Here is a 15,928-nt window from a genome sequence, read left to right as displayed (position 1 = left end):
TAAAAGTGTATGAATGACCATCCTCCTAAGGAATATTATTATTAATTTTATCACACTCAAATAAAAAGGATAAAAATAACAATTAACCCTAAATACACCATTATGAATTTCAATTATACAGCTTCACCAAACATAAAGTGAAACTATAATCAGCGATGAGTGCCCTTCCCCACTGATTATTAATTGACCCTCTCGAGCATTTACGGGCAAATGAGGGATAACAGTAAAAATAATATAATTAAGAGAGGAGTGAAATTTCACTCCTCTTTTTTACTTGTGGATTTTAACACTCATTAGATCGCTACTAGAATTTTGCTTCTCTAAGCTTATCTCTATTTTAAGATTGTTTTTATTTATATCAAAATTACCTGTGCGTGTATTAGAAGCCACTATATTATCAATCTCTGTACTCAAATCTAAGTTTGGATTTATCATATTGATCCATTTTTCCCCTAACTCTACTAACGCCTTCTTATCTTGACCTCTATCAATTACAAAATTAACAGTAAAGTTACTTTCATTATCGCCTTCTACAGTGAAATTCCCATTAAATTCTGGAATCCCTTCTAATACCGGAGAGAATAACACGACCTCTGAACGTGGACCGCCTATCCCTATATATTTTAGCTCCGCATTATATTTTGCGTTAATTTCAGTAATAAGATTTTGTGCTTCCTTAGATATAGATTTTTTTAATACCGAAGAGCTATCCATCCAACCTTCATGATAATAAATGAGCTCGTCTGCTAAATCTTGTGGGATAGCAGTAGGCTTTGACTCATGCTCTTTTTCCGATTTATTAATTGCATTGTATAAGAATAGTGCATACTGCTCACGAGTCACGAGACTTTGTGGTTCAAACTTATTATCACCTGTGCCCGTCGTAATTTTATTTTCTTGTAATGCACTGATAGCATTTGTTGCCCAGTAATTTTTATCTACATCTTTGAAAGTGGTAGTAGATGTTGCTTTAAAGTTAAAAGCCTTTGTTAATACAACAGCTAATTGTTCACGCGTTAAAACGTTATCTGGACCAAATTTCCCATTACCAAATCCGTTCATAATACCTGCTTTATTAAGAGCTAAAATTTCTTTTTTAAACATATGCTCTTCTATATCTGTGAAAGGGTTTTGTGTATTAAGTTCATCTACTGGCTTCAAGTAGGCATATATTAGTCTAGCTACTTGTCCTCGTGTAATATTATCACCAAAACCAAACATTCCGTTTCCATAACCAGCCACAATATTTTTCTCTTTTAAATCCATAATTGCTTGATAAGACCAGTGATTTTCAGGAACATCTTTAAATCCTAGTGTATTTTCTGCTTGCACATTTGTTAGAGGTGTTAGTGTTGTTGATGCAATAACTGCCCCTGCTAAAATTAATTGTTTAAAATTCATAATTGAATCCCCTTATCCTTAAAATAATATATTAAAAAAATACCGTAAATATTCTTTTTAATATTAACATATAAAGATACTTTTTGTAGGTTAATTATGGAATATTTAAAGAAGATTATTCCAGCATATAATGTTTATACAACTAAATTAAAATCATACTAACTTGCTTCCAATACGCACTCATTTCCTTTACCAATTTTTAAAAAATACAATTTATAAATGCAAAAAATCCCCTCAAAGCATCAGCTTTAAGGGAACCCCTCCTATCATCTTCTCTCTTCATACAACCGATGTGCCTTATATGAGCAAATTAAATACATAACAATTGCTGTAGGAATAAACAACCATGCAAAGCCTCTCATCAATGCTAATGGTGTTTCAAATAAGAATGACCATAGAAATGATACACCTTGCTTATCCCATAGTCCTGGCGTAAAATATAGTTCTTTCGGATTTGCAAGTGCTCCTAAATGAATCGTGTCATTAAACATAAATAGGATTAATATCGGAATAGAGCATATAGCTAACTCTAAAAATGTTTTAGATAGACGTTTATATTTCCCTGCTCGTGACATTTGATCTGAAAAAATGTCATCTTCGCTTTCCTCATCTACCTTTTTAAAATAGTGCGTACCTGACCACCAATTACCAGCTATATGCTCCCAGCCACTATCTTCAAATAATGTGCAGTAATTCATAAAATCACTTTTTCTACTAAATACTCTATGATCTATTTTAATCGTCGCATCTTCTGGTTCTGTATATCTAAATGTATAACCAAATGTATTGCTTTCTAGTTGATAGCCTTTCCAAGCCATCTCTTCTAACCATTTTTCCTCTTTCTCAAAGTCTAAAAAGAATTTCAATCTCCACATCATCGTTTCCCCCAAACTATACGTGTAATAAACTTTTTGTAACCGTAATAATGTGCTGCATTCTCATAAAGTCTAAATGCAATACTTCTTTCCCACGTTCCGTAATGACATACACTTTTCTTCGTTTATCTTCACTTTTTACCGATTCTATTAACCCTTGTTTTAATAAATTTTCAACCGCCCCATACAATGTACCCGCTGCAATTTTCACTTGATGATTACTCAATTCCTCTACCTTTTGCATAATTAAATAACCATGTGCTGGCTCTAATAAAGCTAAAAGAACGTAATACGTCGTTTCCGTTAATGGTAAATTTTTATCTCTATTCATAAAGACCTCCAATGTAACGATAAATATATAGCTAAACTATACAGTCAAATTAAGTTATAAAAAAATAACCTAGATCCCATAGGATCTAGGTTATTTTTTTACATAAATGTAATCGTTACTAAAGAATATCCTTCTTTCGCATTATACGGCTCCGCTTTATAAGAAACACGGTTCGCCCCTTGCGGATAACCAATTTCTCCAATTGCTTTTTTCACATCTTGCAATGCGCCATCCATTGATTGTTTATAAAGGATTTCAATCTTTGGTGACTTTTCATTATAACGTTGCTGCATTTTATTTTTGAATTCATTATAGTTGTTTGCAATGTATTCATTTCCTAAATAATTTAACTTTGTATCTTTTAAAATTTGCTGATATGCAGAAGTTTTCGTACCACCTGCCGCAATTTTATTTGTTAATGTACTATAATAATTTGTTGTAGCTTGCGGATAGTCCCCTCGGTTCCACTCATGATTTCTTGCGATTTGCTCATCTGATAAGTTGAAATAAGAATACGTTACGCGGCCTTGTTCATCTGGCACCGGATCATCGAATGTTGTATCAAGGTGATACCATTTGTTTTCGATTTTCACCAAGTTCCAAGCATGAGGCTGACCGTCTCCAGTTCCTACTACAAAATGATTCTCAATTCCCGCTTCTTTTAATAATTGATAAGTTAATAGTGCGTAACCTTGGCAAACTGCAGAACGATTTACGAGTGCTTCATATGCTGTGTAAGCTTTATAAGACGTATCATAAGAAACATGTTTTACGACATAATCATGAATCGCTTTCACTTTTTCATGATCATCCATCCCAACTTGTGTAATAGAAGAAACAATTGCCTTCGCTTGCTTCATTACATATTCTGTTTGTTCTTTCGTTTCACGATATGTAATTTTCAGCGTAAACGTATAATTTCCAGGTGATCCAGAAAGTCCATATGAAACATTCGATCTATTATTATTTGTATACTCATTTTTACTTGCCACTTCTTTATAAGCGTTAAAAAGTGTATTCATCACTTCTTTTGTATTACTATTTGTCGTTTTATATGGAAGTGTAATATTCGTTTCGTACGCATTAATACGCTTTTGCACTTCATCTTTAAATGCTGCTAATAGTGCTGCATCCCCTGTATCTTGCACCGCAACCGCAGGCTTTTTATACTGCAAAGCATTATATAAAAACTGTGCATATTGTTCACGCGTTACCGTTTTAGCAGGTTCAAATTTCCCGTCGCCTGTACCAGATGCAATCCCGTTTGACTGCACCGCACTAATCGCCCCTTCTGCCCAAAAGCCATCCGGAACATCATTAAATGTATGCTTTTGCTTAGCCGAAACTTGAAAAGCGTTTTTAATAATTTGCGCCATTTCTGCACGGCTAACAGAATCTTTCGGTCTAAAACCTCCATTTCCATCCCCGTTAAAAACCCCTAATTTCGTTAACGTTAAAACCTCTTCTGGAAACAATGTGGATCCTGAGCGAATATCTCGATACGGATTGTTTAAAGTAGATCCATCTTGTAATACGTAACGAGCACCATCATTACTAAACGTACCACCTTGCTTATTTGGTAACAACGCACGATAAATTAAAGCTGCAACTTGCTCTCTCGTCGCAACATCACCGAAACCAAACTTCCCATTTCCATAACCAGAAATAATATTTTTACCCGCTAAATCTTTAATTGCTGGATACGACCAATGCGATGTAGGCACATCGGAAAAAACACCCGCCTCAGCAGCTCTCACATCACTGCCGTTTGTATACAGTAAAGCACCACCAATAAGTGATAATGATGTAATTGATTTTAGTAGTTTCGTGTACATAATTCCTTCTCCCAATATCGTTTCTATTTATGTTATTTTTTGTCGAAAAATCTAAAAGAATATGACAAAACATATTATACTATTAAAATTTTTTGAAGGATATATTAGGTTTTGAAATATGCAAAAATTCATATTGTTATAGGAGCTCATGGTGATATTATGTTGTTTTCTTTGTAAATATATAAATGGCTATGATGCCTTATGTCGAAAACATCATTTATAATTAAGTTGCTTTACTTCTATTGTAAAGATGATAGAGAATACACAAGCATAAATATCAACTTAAAGAGGTATTAGTAATATGAAAAATAAAAGATGTGCTAATTGTGGTTCTACCAATTTTAATGTTAAAAAACAAAAAAACTCTAACTAATTCGTCATGGCGATTTAGTTAGAGTTTTTTTGTTTGAAGTATTCACGAGTATCTACCCTTATCTTTTCAGGTAAAACAATATCAAGTTCTTTATCTAACCATGCAAGAGTCTTTTTACGAAGAAACTCACGCATGTGTTCTTCTGCTTCAAGCATTACTAAGTTAATTGTACAAGAAGAATTGCTAGGTTCACAAGAATTGCAAGCCTCGTCTCGATATAGTAGACCATTCTGTACAATATTTTTACATTGAAAAATAGGTTTTGGACCTTCGACAGCTTCTATTACATCCCAAAAAGAAATATCTTCTGGAGACTTAGCTAACCTATACCCGCCCTTTACACCTGGGACAGAACTTACAATGCCAGCTTTAGATAATTTACCGAAAACTTTTGAAAGAAATGTTTCAGAAAGCCCTTGGAACTCTGCCAAATCTTTTATTCCAACACTTTCCTTAGAAGGAGTGTTAATTAAATAAACTAGGCAATGCAAGGCATATTCAACCCCAACACTATACTGCATATACAAATCACCTGCTTTTTATTTTAAGGGTTATCAAATTGTATCTTAGGACCATTTAGAATTTTAGTCAAATAAAAAAAGGCTCGTTTAGAATAGTATGTATTTCATTTGACAAAAATAATGTCAGAGTTTATATTAAAGACAAATTTAATCGACGATTAATACAGTCGACAATTAAAGCGTAAAAACTTTTAAAAAGGGGAAATACAAATGAACAAAACACTTATCATAAACGCACATCCGAAAGTGGATGATACATCATCAGTCAGCATTAAGGTTTTTAACCATTTTTTAGAATCTTATACAGAATTAATTCCTAATAATGAAACGATTGAACAAATTAATTTATACGATGATGTAGTACCAATGATAGATAAAACTGTTTTAAGCGCATGGGAAGAGCAAGGAAATGGACAACAGTTAACTGATGAAGAGCAAAAAGTAACAGAGCGTATGTCCGAAATTTTACAACAATTTAAAAGTGCAAATACGTATGTTATCGTATTACCTTTGCATAATTTTAATATTCCATCAAAGCTAAAAGACTATATGGACAATATCATGATCGCACGTGAAACATTTAAATATACTGAAACTGGATCAGTGGGACTACTTAAAGATGGAAGAAGAATGCTTGTTATACAAGCAAGTGGATCAATCTATACAAATGATGATTGGTATACAGACGTGGAATACTCTCATAAATATTTAAAAGCAATGTTTAATTTCCTTGGTATTGAAGATTATCAAATCGTTCGTGCACAAGGAACAGCAGTACTAGATCCAAATGAAGTATTACAAAATGCATATAAAGAAGTTAAAGAGGCTGCTTCTAGATTGGCTAACAAATAAATTCTCCTACCGGAAGAATGATGGTTATAATTTAAAATCCCCTCCACCATAAGGCAGAGGGGCTCTTCTCATTCCTACTTCAAACTACCCGCAATCTCCGTAAAGATAATCCCAAGTGAATGTGCACCTGCATCAGGATATCCTAGACTTCTTTCACCAACTGTACCAGCGCGGCCCATACGAGCTACGATTTCTTTCGTGTACTCTGCTCCTTTAACTGCTGCTTCTGCACAGTTTTCATATCTTCTTCGTTTGAAGCGCTAGCTAACCAAGAATCTACACATGGAGCAAGTGCGTCAACAATTGTTTTGTCACCAACTACTGCTCCTCTGCCGAATGATCTTTCACCTATAAAATCTGCTATCTCTTCTTTTTTCTATATTTGCACCAAAACCTTATTTTTTAATCAACATTATTTAACTGCCTCTACTTGTTTCTCTAATTCTCTTCCAAGGAATGCAGCAAGTTCAAGCATACCAAATTGATTTGCTACAGACTCTGCATCAGAATTATAGTTTGTATTTGTATTAATATCATACGTATAAATTGTTCCATCCGAACTGCGAATAAATTCAATACCAGCAACAGTAATCTCATTTTCTTTCAAAAACTCTTTGTATTGTTCAATAATTGGCTCTTGGAAGTCTGGTATAATTTCAAATTTTGTTGACGTCTCTTTCTTACTCTCTTCTCCTATTGGGCAGAAAGCATCTTGAATCGAGCACGCATCTGCTGGACAAAGTTCAAATCCTTCTGATGTATCCACTTTAACCGCATATACAAGCTGGCCACCCACAAACTCACAACGTGTAATATATGGCTCTGGTGCTTCAATATATTGCTGGATTAAAGTAATTCCATCAATGGGTTCTTCAAACGCCGGACTATCCAAATATTGCTCTAAAGCATCAATAGAATGAAAGAGTTGGACACCAAGGCCTTTACCTGCACGGTTATGCTTTGTAATGAACGGTACTTCCCCTAACTCTTTTGCTGCTTTTACTATATGATCACGGCCAACAGCACCAATTGTTTTCGGCACTTGTATCCCAAAATTTCTTAATGCTGCATATTGATTCAATTTACTTACCTCAAGGCGTAACGCACGAGATCCATTAAATACTGTGCGCCCGTATCCCTCTAGCCAAGCAAGAACCCCTTCCGTCAACTCAGGTGCATATCTATGACCTCTCGTATGTGAAGAAGCACTCATGCGGCTATAAAAAACACCTTGGGGAGGTTCTTCGTCTAACGAAATCGTTCCTTCATCTAAATGCCATTCCTCATACGGTAACTCCAACTCTTCTAACCTTCTCACTAAATGATCCGTCCATTCCTTATTCTCATGTAATATGTAAATTTTACTCATTTGTAATCAATTCCTTTCTTTTCGCTTCAACTAATGGCATCACTTTTTCAGAAAATCGTTTCATCTCTTCAAGCTGTGGTGAAAATTGTAAAAGTAATAACGTAACACCCACTTTTTCAAAAGCGAGTATTCTTTCTGCAATTTGTTCTGGTGTTCCGATTAAATTAGGACGTAACCCGCGATTCGATACGGAATAATCATTGAGCTTCACTTGCTGTTCCAACTGCGATTTACTCACAAAATCTTGGTAACCCGCGTAACCTAACGCATCATCTTTCACATCCGTTATGCGTCTCCATTCTTCTAACGCCTCTTCTTCTGTATGACGACAAATGACGTAAGCCGCAAGCCCGAATGATTGCAATGGCTCCTCTGTAACTTTCTTTCTACGATTCTTCATATCTTCTATTTTCACAGATACTTCTTCCACTGTTCCCCCGTGCATGACATATGCATCCGCGTGGTTTACGATTACCTCTTTTCCTCGCTTACTCTCACCACCTGCATAAAGCTTAATGCCTTGTTTCTGCACCGGTTTTGGACTTAAATGTGTATGATGAAGCTCATAAAAGTTCCCTTTATAAGAAAACTCTTCTTCTTTCCAAAGCCCCTTCAAAATTGTTACAAATTCCTCTGTGCGATCATACCTTTCATCATGTGCGGTAAATACTCCGCCGTACTGTTTCGCTTCTTCTTCCCACCATGCTGAAACTACATTCAATGTAAAACGACCATTACTTAATTGATCAATATTTGCTGCCATTTTCGCTGTAACTGCTGGATTGTGGAAGCCAGGTCTTACAGCTGTCATAATCTCTAATCGATCCGTTACTGCTGCAAGTGCTGCCGCAGTGGTCCACGCTTCTAAACTTGGCGCTGAAACACCTTTTATATCATTTAAGTTTAATTCTGCAATAAGTGTTGTTGAAAAACCTAATTGTTCTGCCGCTTGCGCCGTTTGTTTTGCATACTCAAACGTAGGCGGCATAGATTCATCATTTACATTCCGAAGCCATCCCCCAAAAATCGGCAACCAAAAACCATACTCCACTACCTATTCCCCCTTTAACTTTTAGCCATAAAAAAAGCTACTCTTATCGAAATAAGAGTAGCCTTCTTGACTAATTGAACCGCTCTTATCTTTCAGGTGTTTCTTCACCTGCAGGATTTGGCACCTTTCGTCTCATACGAGGTTGCCGAAGTTTCATAGGGCCCGTCCCTCCACTTCTCAACATAAGAATTGTTTGATTTTCATTTATTATAATCATCAGAATAATAAAAATCAATATTTTAATACTCATTTTTCCGATACACATTAAATGATATATATAAATCATATTGTTATAGAAATTTATAGGAGTATTATGTTGTTTTACTTGCGAATATATAAAGGGGTATGTTGTATCATGTCGAAAATATCATGTATAACCAAGTTGCTTTACTTCTATCTTAAAAATACAGCAAAATAAATACGAACCAAAAGAGGTGTTAGTAATATGCAAAATAAAAAATGTGACAATTGTGGTTCTACTAATTTTAAAGAGGGACGAGTTGGAAGTGCTTATCATGCATATGTTTATGAGGATGCACCTAGTAGATTCTTTTCAGGCGGGAAAAATTCCAAACTATTGACCACATTCTGTTTAGAATGTGGTGAGGTGAAATCATTTAGAATCGAAAAACCGGATACATTCAAAGAATAAAGTAAATTCAAGAAGATGTTGTTATTAACATGAAAATAGCATTATTTATATTTGAGCTAATAGAAAAAGGGTATAATCTAAAAATGATTCAGATAAACTTATTGGAATACAAAATAAAAGAACCTCAATACATGAGGTTCAAAAAATCTACTATTTTAAATTACCTTCGTAAAAAGCAACTCCATTTTGAACATGTTTTAAATACCATGTAATCGTCCCGCCACAAACATTTTCATTAAAACTATTAGCATATACTCCATTTGAGTAATAAAGAGTTCTTTTGAATTTACCATTAGAATACTCATAAGGAATTGAGCATGCTGCTTGCTTCGGAGAGCTCACATCTTTTTGCGTGTCAGCTGAAGCCGCTCCAATTCCTCCTGTTAATGCAATACCAGTTGCCAATAGCCCTACTACTAATTTCTTAAACATAATAAATCCCCCTTTAATAGTTTTTATAGCTTACAACTTAAATGTATCACTTTTGTAATTTATGTAAATATCTTGAATATGTAGAAATATTTATTTATTTTTTGATAATATTAGGATTTTATTTTATCAAATGAAAAATAGAGGAATTTAGAGAAGTATGTAACAATGCATAATAAATCAACCAGATATTATGATATACTCACAAAGAACTGATACAAAATTTCTTTAGATTGGAAAACTAAAGTCTTGTCTACCTAAAAGGAAGGCGCCTAATGGCGTCTTTTCTTTATTTTCAAAAGGACCTGCTCAATTCATTCTTTAAAACATAAGGTAAAGTGAACCCGTTAAAATCCATGGAATGAACCCTAGTTTTACCCTTTTATCTAAAGGAGGCACTATTGTTATGGGATATGGTGGTAGTTGCGGAGAAGGCTGCGGTTTCGCTGGAGGATTTGCTTTATTAGTTGTATTATTTATTCTATTAATCATTATCGGATGCAGCTGTTTCTGCTAAAAAACTATTAGAAAGAGGTTGTCCCAAAAGCAGCTGAATAACTACTTTTGAGCAACCTCTTTTTTATTGTTTCTTATAAGTAAATTATTTGTATTCCTGTCTATATAATTTAAACGAATAAATAGCTCCAACGAAGAATACAAAAGCTTCAAATAATATAAAGATTTGACGGAAATTCTCGATATCTTTACCAACTAAAGAAATAAATATAGCATTCGTTAGAATTTGAGTAGTAAACATACGAGAAGTAATTTTTAAATAAATAGCATTTGTTCTTTCATCTGGTTTACCAATTTTTTTGTAAATAATAATAAGTGCAATTACTGAACCCAAAAATAGAAGTGCTGTAAGTCCTACAACAATATTGAAATTCCCTGTGCTTTCTAACATCCATTTATTTAATAAATCAATCATTATTATCTTCCTTTCCTACATAAGAGAATATTTCGTTCTTCTTCACTATAATAAAAAAAGAAAAAGGAAAACATCGAACTTTCTTACAAACATTCTTGTATTCTTACAATTTCGTCATTTTGTAAATGTATTCATAGCCTTGCCTTTCACTATTTTCTTTGGAAAACATAGTGAATTACGAGAAAGAGCGCTACAAGATCAACTTCCAAGAAGTAGTGCACGAAACCTCTTAATTAATGAAATTAGTATGTGGAATACTGTTTATTTAAGTAAAGTCATAAAAACTTTGAAGAAAAAAGAACATTTCGTTAGTGCTACCCCACATCCATTAACTTAAGCTTTCGGACTATTTTTAAAATTGACTAGTGTTATCCATTAAGAAGATAAAGGAATGAGAAATACGATGAAGAATTAGAATAGATAATGTAAAAAATGGAAAGAGGAGAAAAGATGAATCTAAAATTAATAGATGTAACAGAAGAAAATTTCTTTGAAATTATTAATTTAAAATCAGATAAACTTCAAGAAAAACACATTCAAATATATGAAAGATGGGTTGGTTCAAACGCTTTCTTTCTTGCAGCTTGCCAAACGTTTGGATTTACTCCGAAAGCTATATATGATAATGATGTTTTAATAGGTTTTGCTTCGTATGGGTTTAGAAATGAAACGAAGCAATATGAGTTAATTAGCATGATGCTTGGCCATCAATATCAAGGGTTAGGGTATGGAGTTCCTGTTTTAAAAGCAGTAATAGATAGTATGGTTCAGACGTACAAATGTGAAGAAATATTCTTATCGGTTATTTACGATAATGAACGCGCAAAGCGGATTTATGAAAAAGTGGGTTTTAGGCCAACAGGAAAGATTGAGGAAGGACACCATCCAGAATTAGTTTACTGTTTAAAATTAAAAAACTATGTAAATGTATAAAATTATATATACCTATAGTTCTGTACGAATCATTTCATTTTCTGATTTTTGCTCTATATTCTTTAACATATGAAGCAAAAAAATCTTGAAACACCCATTGCATCTAAAAATTAACCAAGATGTATATATCTCTTATAACGTAAACGGCAAGTAACTCCAAAATATACACTGAAAAATCTCTGTAGAAATTTACATATGTCAAATATAATAGAAAGAATATTCGGTTCATTATCTCAACGCGCTGAATAAGTACATTATTATATGTTGAAAATTTAGCTTAAGGTGGGATTGTATATGACTGAAGATAAAAGACTGAAAAAGCCCGTGGTAAGTTTTATATTACTAACCAACATTATTTTTTGGCCACTTTTTCTGCTTGTAGGAATTACAAAGTTATTAAATTTTCCAACTTGGATTTTTGATGTAATGCTTTGTATATCAGCTTGGTCTTCCACTTTTGCTTTTATATTTCTATTTAAAAGAATTTATCCTGGACAGAGTTTTATTCAATTCGTAAAAGATAGATTTAAAAATAAACTTAATTACTCTATCGTTCTTACTGTAAGTATCATTCAAATAATTATATTTTTGACGATGTTGTTTCTCATTTCGACTAACAGTGACGCAAACTCTATTTTTAATAAAACTACATGGGGCGTATTACTTTATTATGTTGTTAAAACTATTGTATCTGGACCACTAGGAGAAGAATTAGGGTGGAGAGGTTTTGCATTAATGGAGCTTCAGAAAAAATATTCACCATTAAAATCTTCAATCATTATTGGTTTTTGGTGGGGAATGTGGCATCTGCCTATATGGTTTACTACAGGTTTTACAGGCAGTAATTTAATCAAATATATTTTGTTTTTTATGATTGCAATTATATCTACTACAATTATTATGACAACATTTTATAATTTAAATCAAAATTTAATTGTTCCAATGATCATCCACTTTTTCTTTAACTTATTTATTGGCATAATCAATGGACAATTAATTGAATTAATTATGTATACTGCAATTTTTTATTCCATAGTTGCGATTTTACTTATAATTATAAATCCAAAGAAAGTTTTATATGGGAATAAAATTAAAAAATTTGTTAATAGAGAACATGATTTGATTTAGTAATAGTTTCTACAATTTTTTATAGTTTTTAAGCAATATAATACCTTCTTACTATCAAGTACAAATAAGAGAAGACATCTTAATCGATGTCTTCTTTTCTTATATAATAACAACACAATAAAATTAAGTTGATTCAAGCTGCAGAATGCTACCCTGATATGACAGTAAAGAATACATCATCACGATGTCAGCAGGCAAGAGTAAAAGTATATTCTGCATTTCTGAAAACAGTAGATGGCAGATTGTGACCTGCTGAATCTGCTAAGAAAGAGTATACAAGAACATCCTTAACATCATATTTATTTCCACTAATGATGACATCAAGAAAATCTTCTATTTGGAATTCTGGAGTAAACAACACAATCTTAGTTGTACTGTTTGGTTCTAAAGAAACAAACGTACGAGAGATTTCAACTAATTCAGTTTGAGTTGGGAAAGAAATATTTCGACTTCTCTTAACACTTACCGTTACCTTACTAGTATGGTGACGTGAATCATTGTTTAACATAATGTTGAGAGCAGTTGGAATAATTCCATTCTCAGAAACTGGAACTCGAAACACTCCAGTAGATTTATGAGCCATATAATCACATCCTTTCAAAATAAAGTGAAACTTTAATCAGCCCTCGCCAATCGGGCTTTTACGGGCAGTTGATCCCTCACCTAACTTCTTTGCTTCCGCTGAATTTTTCGGTGGGGGTCTTACTGCCCGTTAATGCGGGATAAAATATAGTTACAATATATTAGATGCAAGAAACGTTCATTTTGATAGGAACAAATTATATGATTAATATATCTATTTGATTGAAGAAATCTCTCAAATAAGCAAAAACATTGAAAGATTTGATATAGGTACAAATGAATCATATATAAACATAAAGCTATTGATTTAATGAATCGTTGGTTTTCCCAAAAAAAATGCTCCATTAAAAACTAGGAAATAAAAAAGAACTAATCCCTAGAAGGGATTAGTTCAATATCTCAAAAGCTATTATATTACATAGTTTTATGAGCAAATGTTATATAATGTTGTGTGGGATACATAACCTGTCATCCCTTTATAAGTAACTTTTAACCACTGATTAGAATTACTATAATGCCCTTGAACATACTCACCTGTTACCCATGTGCCAGTAATTTTCTCACCACTATTAAATGTATGTAACACAGGTGATCCAACAGTGTAACCACTGCGCATCTTTGCACCATATGTACCTACCGTACCTCCCTTTGCACAAGCTGCTACTACTGTTTCATTTTCAGTAGTATTCGTAGCCGCGAAAGCAGAGCCGTTAAATGTAAACAAAGTAAAGATAAAAGCTGTTAATAAAGTACCAATAGATAAGCGACGTAACAAAATAAATTCCCCCTTTTTATAATTTATTTCTTCACAAACGATCATCCTAAATATTCTAACTATTTTCAATATATTAATGTTGAGAAATATTAGTTGTATTTTTGAAATAAGATTTTATCAAAAATATTAACAAACTCATATCTTTACAGAGAGAGCGTCGAAGAAGTCTTCTACATATCAACTATATAAAAGTCCCTCCGCCTTAAGGCAAAGGGACTTTCTCATTCCTATTTCAAACTACCCGCAATCTCCGTAAAGATAACCCCAAGCGCATGCGCACCTGCATCTGGATATCCTAAACTTCTTTCACCAACTGTGCCGGCACGGCCCATGCGAGCTACGATTTCTTTCGTATACTCTGCGCCTTTAACTGCTGCTTCTGCTCCTTTTTCAAAGGCAGTTTTCATGTTTTCTTCGTTTGAAGTGCTAGCTAACCAAGAGTCTACACATGGAGCAAGTGCGTCAACAAGTGTTTTGTCACCAACTACTGCTCCTCTGCCGAATGATCTTTCACCGATAGATTGTATGCCTTGCAGTGCTGCTTGCAACATTTCAGCGAATTCTTTCACTGTTAGCTCACGTTTTTCGCCTGCTGCTTTACTAGCTGCGCGGAACGCCCCGCCCCAAATTGGACCAGACGCACCGCCGCAATGTTCCATAATAATCATGGAACAACCGTCAAGGAATGATCCGATCGTTACATTTTCTTGTTCTACAATAGAATGCCATTCACGTTTTAATTGCTTAAATCCTTTTGCTACACTCATTCCGAAGTCTCCGTCACCAGCATGCGTGTCTAGCTCACAGAATGGCACTTCATTTTTAATAATAGTATCACTCATTTTATCAACGAGATAAATCATGTTGTTTAATGTAATGACATTATCTTTAATAACAGCGTGCTCTTCTGCAGTTTCCAGTTCAAAGGAAACTTCCTTCTCTTCTGTCTCTTCAAGCACATTCACGTACTCTACACTTTCAACTGGACCGTCTACTTTAAACGCTGGTGTATTACATTCTTTAGATAATAACGTTTTTAGCTCATCATCTAATTTCATTACTGTTAAAGACATACCAGCCATATCGATACTCGTCATATAGTTTCCGACGAATACCCTATTAATTTTAATATTTCTAGCTGCTAATTCTCTCGTAACTGCGTTGTTAAATAGATAAAGTTCTTGCAGTGGTGTTCCGCCAAAACCGTTAACTAGAAGCGCAATTTCCTCGCCGTCTTTTACTCCTAAATCTTTCATTAAATCATTTGTCATACGGTTCGCTAATTCATCTGCTGACAACATTTTTTCACGTTTAATTCCTGGTTCACCGTGAATACCTACGCCGTATTCCATCTCATCTTCCGCAAGTGTGAAAGTTGGTGATCCACTCGCTGGAACTGTACAAGACGTTAACGCTAAACCGATTGTGCGCACGTTAGCAGCTGCTTTTTCTGCGACAGCTTTCACCGCTCCTAAATCCATACCTGCTTCCGCTGCTGCACCAGCAATTTTATGAACTAAAATAACGCCCGCAACGCCGCGGCGCCCTACTGTGTACAGGCTATCTTCTACCGCAATATCATCGTCCACTTTTACGTAATCTACTTCAATTCCATCTTCCGTCGCTAAATGCGCACCATTTTTGAAATTCATAATATCGCCGCTGTAATTTTTAATAATTAATAACGTACCTTTTTTACTAGCTGTCTCTTTAATTGCTTGGTATACCTGAATTTGTGAAGGCGAAGCAAACACATCTCCGCATACTGCCGCATCTAACATTCCTTTTCCGACTAACCCTGCATGTGCCGGCTCATGACCACTACCGCCGCCACTAATTAACGTTACTTTATTTTCGTTCATTTCTTTCTTCTTAATCACTTTATATTTT

17 protein-coding genes, 2 pseudogenes and 1 riboswitch are annotated in these 15,928 nt (G+C 34.1%); of the genes and pseudogenes, 6 read left to right on the top strand and 13 right to left on the bottom strand.

Annotated elements, in window-relative coordinates; genetic code table 11:
- Nucleotides 1–270: 270 nt before the first annotated feature.
- The 5 genes from MR083_RS23540 to MR083_RS23520 form a co-directional block, all read right to left on the bottom strand.
- On the bottom strand, nucleotides 271–1,401 hold the full coding sequence (locus tag MR083_RS23540; protein WP_001009751.1) for an S-layer homology domain-containing protein: 1,131 nt from the start codon (nucleotides 1,399–1,401) through the stop codon (nucleotides 271–273).
- A gap of 266 nt (nucleotides 1,402–1,667) precedes the next feature.
- Nucleotides 1,668–2,279 carry a DUF2812 domain-containing protein gene (locus tag MR083_RS23535; protein WP_041184648.1) on the bottom strand — a complete coding sequence of 204 codons (612 nt, stop codon included), beginning with the start codon at nucleotides 2,277–2,279 and terminating at the stop codon, nucleotides 1,668–1,670.
- Between the two features lie 13 nt (nucleotides 2,280–2,292).
- Complete coding sequence (locus MR083_RS23530) at nucleotides 2,293–2,607, bottom strand: PadR family transcriptional regulator (protein ID WP_001078069.1); 315 nt, start codon at nucleotides 2,605–2,607, stop codon at nucleotides 2,293–2,295.
- Between the two features lie 98 nt (nucleotides 2,608–2,705).
- Nucleotides 2,706–4,442: an S-layer homology domain-containing protein gene (locus tag MR083_RS23525; RefSeq protein WP_000288200.1), complete on the bottom strand. Its 1,737-nt coding sequence runs from the start codon at nucleotides 4,440–4,442 to the stop codon at nucleotides 2,706–2,708.
- A 387-nt stretch (nucleotides 4,443–4,829) separates the two neighbouring features.
- Complete coding sequence (locus MR083_RS23520) at nucleotides 4,830–5,336, bottom strand: RrF2 family transcriptional regulator (RefSeq protein ID WP_001200347.1); 507 nt, start codon at nucleotides 5,334–5,336, stop codon at nucleotides 4,830–4,832.
- Nucleotides 5,337–5,546: 210 nt separating this feature from the next.
- Here MR083_RS23520 and MR083_RS23515 point away from each other — a divergent pair, with 210 nt between their 5' ends.
- Nucleotides 5,547–6,188, top strand: a complete 642-nt coding sequence (locus MR083_RS23515) for an FMN-dependent NADH-azoreductase (protein WP_001044349.1) — start codon at nucleotides 5,547–5,549, stop codon at nucleotides 6,186–6,188.
- 74 nt (nucleotides 6,189–6,262) lie between these two features.
- On the opposite strand, the pseudogene MR083_RS23510 reads toward MR083_RS23515, so the two are convergent.
- The 3 genes and pseudogenes from MR083_RS23510 to MR083_RS23500 form a co-directional block, all read right to left on the bottom strand.
- A pseudogene (locus MR083_RS23510) lies at nucleotides 6,263–6,540 on the bottom strand (DAK2 domain-containing protein); the annotation flags it as partial.
- 60 nt (nucleotides 6,541–6,600) lie between these two features.
- Complete coding sequence (locus MR083_RS23505; protein ID WP_000036937.1) at nucleotides 6,601–7,557, bottom strand: ATP-grasp domain-containing protein; 957 nt, start codon at nucleotides 7,555–7,557, stop codon at nucleotides 6,601–6,603.
- Nucleotides 7,550–8,608, bottom strand: a complete 1,059-nt coding sequence (locus MR083_RS23500; protein ID WP_000455640.1) for an LLM class flavin-dependent oxidoreductase — start codon at nucleotides 8,606–8,608, stop codon at nucleotides 7,550–7,552. Before MR083_RS23500 ends, MR083_RS23505 begins: the two co-directional genes overlap by 8 nt.
- An 82-nt stretch (nucleotides 8,609–8,690) precedes the next feature.
- Nucleotides 8,691–8,797: riboswitch (SAM riboswitch) on the bottom strand.
- Between the two features lie 256 nt (nucleotides 8,798–9,053).
- On the opposite strand from MR083_RS23500, the gene MR083_RS23495 reads away from it, so the two are divergent.
- The gene (locus tag MR083_RS23495) at nucleotides 9,054–9,260 is read left to right on the top strand and encodes a hypothetical protein (protein ID WP_242269914.1); all 207 of its coding nucleotides are present in this window, start codon (nucleotides 9,054–9,056) and stop codon (nucleotides 9,258–9,260) included.
- A gap of 150 nt (nucleotides 9,261–9,410) precedes the next feature.
- Here MR083_RS23495 and MR083_RS23490 read toward each other — a convergent pair whose 3' ends face one another.
- On the bottom strand, nucleotides 9,411–9,692 hold the full coding sequence (locus tag MR083_RS23490) for an LCI fold-containing protein (RefSeq protein WP_000473839.1): 282 nt from the start codon (nucleotides 9,690–9,692) through the stop codon (nucleotides 9,411–9,413).
- A gap of 403 nt (nucleotides 9,693–10,095) precedes the next feature.
- Between MR083_RS23490 and MR083_RS23485 the strand changes: the two genes are divergently transcribed.
- A complete protein-coding gene (locus tag MR083_RS23485) occupies nucleotides 10,096–10,206 on the top strand; it encodes a YjcZ family sporulation protein (protein ID WP_000540371.1) in 111 nt (36 codons plus the stop codon).
- Nucleotides 10,207–10,290: 84 nt separating this feature from the next.
- Here the strand turns inward: MR083_RS23485 and MR083_RS23480 are convergent, their stop codons facing one another.
- On the bottom strand, nucleotides 10,291–10,620 hold the full coding sequence (locus tag MR083_RS23480; protein WP_000566282.1) for a hypothetical protein: 330 nt from the start codon (nucleotides 10,618–10,620) through the stop codon (nucleotides 10,291–10,293).
- Nucleotides 10,621–10,756: 136 nt separating this feature from the next.
- On the opposite strand from MR083_RS23480, the pseudogene MR083_RS23475 reads away from it, so the two are divergent.
- From MR083_RS23475 to MR083_RS23465, 3 genes and pseudogenes are all read left to right on the top strand, one after another.
- Nucleotides 10,757–10,927: pseudogene (locus MR083_RS23475) on the top strand (Tn3 family transposase); the annotation flags it as partial.
- Nucleotides 10,928–11,070: 143 nt separating this feature from the next.
- Nucleotides 11,071–11,553: a GNAT family N-acetyltransferase gene (locus MR083_RS23470; RefSeq protein ID WP_001049725.1), complete on the top strand. Its 483-nt coding sequence runs from the start codon at nucleotides 11,071–11,073 to the stop codon at nucleotides 11,551–11,553.
- 294 nt (nucleotides 11,554–11,847) lie between these two features.
- Nucleotides 11,848–12,681, top strand: a complete 834-nt coding sequence (locus tag MR083_RS23465; protein WP_000133834.1) for a CPBP family intramembrane glutamic endopeptidase — start codon at nucleotides 11,848–11,850, stop codon at nucleotides 12,679–12,681.
- Nucleotides 12,682–12,868: 187 nt separating this feature from the next.
- On the opposite strand, the gene MR083_RS23460 is transcribed toward MR083_RS23465, so the two are convergent.
- From MR083_RS23460 to dhaK, 3 genes are all read right to left on the bottom strand, one after another.
- Complete coding sequence (locus MR083_RS23460; RefSeq protein ID WP_014893254.1) at nucleotides 12,869–13,264, bottom strand: hypothetical protein; 396 nt, start codon at nucleotides 13,262–13,264, stop codon at nucleotides 12,869–12,871.
- A gap of 423 nt (nucleotides 13,265–13,687) precedes the next feature.
- On the bottom strand, nucleotides 13,688–14,038 hold the full coding sequence (locus MR083_RS23455) for an SH3 domain-containing protein (protein WP_000946197.1): 351 nt from the start codon (nucleotides 14,036–14,038) through the stop codon (nucleotides 13,688–13,690).
- Nucleotides 14,039–14,265: 227 nt separating this feature from the next.
- Nucleotides 14,266–15,928: dihydroxyacetone kinase subunit DhaK (dhaK, locus tag MR083_RS23450; RefSeq protein ID WP_242269913.1), on the bottom strand; the 1,663-nt coding region annotated here is incomplete at its 5' end.

This window comes from Bacillus cereus group sp. BfR-BA-01408 (genome assembly GCF_022663305.1).
Lineage (GTDB): Bacteria > Bacillota > Bacilli > Bacillales > Bacillaceae_G > Bacillus_A > Bacillus_A pacificus.
This window is presented reverse-complemented; position numbering and strand designations above follow the sequence as displayed.